Origin of the sequence: Acinetobacter sp. 1130196, from assembly GCF_000588095.1 — a bacterium.
In the GTDB taxonomy this organism is placed as follows: domain Bacteria; phylum Pseudomonadota; class Gammaproteobacteria; order Pseudomonadales; family Moraxellaceae; genus Acinetobacter; species Acinetobacter nosocomialis.
This window is the reverse complement of the sequence record NZ_JFWX01000092.1, coordinates 1-3264: the sequence shown is the minus strand read 5'-3', so window position 1 is coordinate 3264 and position 3264 is coordinate 1. Positions and strand designations below refer to the sequence as shown.

Below are 3264 nucleotides of genomic sequence, written 5' to 3'. Positions count from 1 at the left end.
TGTCAGAACATAAAATACTCGAAGAAGATTTAGGCATAGATGTATATTTCTGTGACCCACATTCACCTTGGCAAAAAGGCACATGCGAAAATATGAATGGTTTAATTAGGCAATATTTACCTAAAGGGATTGATTTAAATCAGGCAGATCAGCATTATTTAAATCAAGTTGCCATGTCACTGAATACTCGTCCTAGAAAGGCGTTAGATTGGCTTACACCATTAGAGAAATTTGCTCAGCTTGTTGATTATCATATGGCTTTTGAAACTGTCGCACCTCATGTTTGAATTCGCCCAATTAATAGAAAAATAAACAAATCTTTTTTAAACAAGCTACTAATAAAAATATCTCCATCGAAAATAAAGTATAAAAATTCAAAAACCATTTAATAAAGTATCAATAGAGTTAAAATACATATAGCTTACTTTTAATTTTAAAGAGGAATACAAGAAATAATTTCTTGTATTCCTGTTATAAGATTGGGAGAACCAAGTTGATAATTTCACCCATTTCTTTGGATCTATTAATTTAAGTTTCGACTTTACTTATTTGAGCTTAGCCATTTGGTCGAGTCACAATCGGGAAAATTGAATCTGGACGTTTAAACATTGCAAAGAATTTTCCAATTTTCAGTGGATTACCTTTGACTTTACTGTCTTTAGAAAGCAGGACTTTTACCCCTTCTATTTGACCTGTAATCATTTTTAGATATAAGGGCTTGGTTAAGGTTAATGTAGGGCAATCCAATGCCAAATCTTTACTTTCATCATAACGCTTAAACTGCATGACTGAGTTTTCAACCCATAATGAAAAATGCTCTTTGGTATCCGACAAAACCAGATTGATACACTGGTTTTCATTTTTTAAATTTTCCACATCTAAATTTGTCGCCATAGCTTCAAGAAATCTTTCAGTTGGTGTATGAATCAATAAATCACTCGGATCAGAAGTATTTTGTAGGGGTACATTATTTTGTAGCTCTTGAGCGCCCACCAAAAAGAAATTACGCCAAGTTGAAGCCTCAGCAGCATAGCCCAATTGACGATAAGTATTCGCCAATAAGTCTTTTGCTTGTTGGTTTTGAGGGTTATTCAACACAATATGTTTTAAAATCTCGGCAGCCCATCTATAGTCAGCTTGAGCGTAGGCATCCCGCGCATTTTTCAATGCATTGTTCTCCCCACCTGCTAACTCAATATATTTTTTTGCAACAGCTTTAGGGGGTAATGGATCTAAATTGGAAGGATGGGCATCGAACCATCCCATATAATATTGGTATACTGCTTTTACATTATGTTTTAGGGTTCCATAATAGCCATGAGCATATAGTTTTTGATCAAGTGCCGCTGGAAGCTTAATTTTTTCGGCAATTTCAGCGCCATTAAAACCAGAGTTCATATATCTCACCGTCTGATCATGCGTGAACTTATAAACATCTCGCTGGGTTTTAATAAAATCTTGAATATTGTCATTGCCCCAGACAGGCCAATGATGCTGTGCAATCAATACATCGGATGCTTTGGCATGCTGCATTGCTTGGTCTAGATAGCCCACCCATTTTAAGGCATCACGGACTTTAGCACCCCGAAGGGTATAAAGATTATGCATGGTATGAGATAGAATTTCTGCGCCGTTATAAAGTTTCAATGATGGGATAGAGAACGTTAATTCTGCTGGTGCTTCTGAACCCGGCACGTTATAAAACACAAAATCCAAGCCATCAACCGTCATTTTCTGTTCTGGTTGAGTGATCAGTTGTGTAGGCTCAAGGATGCCCATTTTTCCCACAGCAACAGCCTTACCTAAACCTGTATCCACCAATCCTTCCGCATTTTTAGGTAGAAAAGTTCCATACATATAAGTCGCACGACGTATCATGGCTGAACCTGCCATCACATTTTCACTGGTCGCTTCTTCCATAAAGCCTTTTGGCGCAATAATTGGAGTTTTTCTAGCGTTAATTTCTTCGCTAGAAAGAACGCCTAATGCACCACCAAAATGATCGATATGGCTATGGGTAAAGATAATGGCTGAAATTTTTTGCTCACCTAAATGCTGTCTAGCAAATTTAAGTGCTGCTTCAGCCGTTTCTTTAGAGGTTAATGTATCCACAATAATCCAGCCAGTATCACCCTGAATGATGGTCATATTTGCCAAATCAAAACCACGAATTTGCCAAACTCGATCTGTTACTTTAAATAGCCCAACATTGTTGTTTAATTTTGCTTGTCGCCATAGAGTGGGATTAACGGTATTTGGTGCTTGATCTTGTAAAAAACTAAATGCATCAAAATCCCAGATAACATTGCCTTTCTCACTTTTAATTTGACCTGTTGGCTTGGCAATAAAGCCCTTTTGAGCCTGATTAAACTCAGTCATATCCTCTAAGTTATACTTCGCCTTATATGTATTATTTGATTCAATGACCGCTTTTTCTACTACAGTATTTGCTGCAAAAACAGAAAATGGCAGAATAAGCATCAATGAAACTGTTAAAAACTTAATTTTCATCTTCTTTCCTTTTTTTAAATAGAGGTGGTCCCACATGTTTGAACAACTAAAAGCTTATTTATAAGTGATACTCTGCTCTAGTTAAGCTACCTTATTTTGTTGTGGTAGCTGGTCATAGTAAAACTCATCTGGAGTCATTTTGTCCAGACTCGAATGAGGTCGTTTCAAATTATAAAATTCAAAATATGCGTTTAATTGCTTCTTCGCATCCAAAACATTGCTGTAGGCTTTGAGATACACCTCTTCATATTTAACGCTCCGCCATAATCGTTCAACCATCACATTATCAACCCATCGACCTTTACCATCCATGCTGATTTGGATGTCATTTGATTTCAATACATGGCAGAGTAAAACTTGAAGTGCGACATAAACCACCTAATTAATTTAAAGGGTTTATGGAGTATATAAAATTGTCATACCATCATCTTAACTTTGAAGATCGTACTGCATTAATGCTTGAGTCAAGAAAAGAAGGCTTTTCAGCCAGAAAATTTGCTGAACTCATTAAAAGACATCCTAGTACGATCTATCGTGAGCTTAAAAGAAATAGCATCAATGACGTTTATCAAGCTCGATATGCTTCTGATAACACCTTCGCTAGACGTAGACGTGGTCACAGAAAACTCAAAATCGATTCAATCCTCTGGAAATTTATTGTTGAAGCGATCCGTTGTTTATGGTCTCCTCAGCAAATAGCAAAGCGTTTAAAGACATTTCCTGATTTGGATCAAACAATGAATGTAAGCCATA

General features: G+C 36.6%; 3 protein-coding genes and 1 pseudogene. 2 read left to right on the top strand and 2 right to left on the bottom strand.

Translation table 11 applies throughout. The features are described 5' to 3' along the window. Nucleotides 1-287: IS30 family transposase (locus J671_RS25695; RefSeq protein WP_000309974.1), on the top strand; the 287-nt coding region annotated here is incomplete at its 5' end. A 268-nt stretch (nt 288-555) separates the two neighbouring features. Here the strand turns inward: J671_RS25695 and J671_RS24295 are convergent. Both J671_RS24295 and J671_RS24290 read right to left on the bottom strand, forming a co-directional pair. After that, complete coding sequence (locus J671_RS24295; RefSeq protein ID WP_000693745.1) at nt 556-2511, bottom strand: alkyl/aryl-sulfatase; 1956 nt, start codon at nt 2509-2511, stop codon at nt 556-558. An 81-nt stretch (nt 2512-2592) separates the two neighbouring features. Continuing rightward, a pseudogene (locus J671_RS24290) lies at nt 2593-2853 on the bottom strand (integrase core domain-containing protein); the annotation flags it as partial. 113 nt (nt 2854-2966) lie between these two features. On the opposite strand from J671_RS24290, the gene J671_RS24285 reads away from it, so the two are divergent. Continuing rightward, nucleotides 2967-3264: helix-turn-helix domain-containing protein (locus J671_RS24285; RefSeq protein WP_235823475.1), on the top strand; the 298-nt coding region annotated here is incomplete at its 3' end.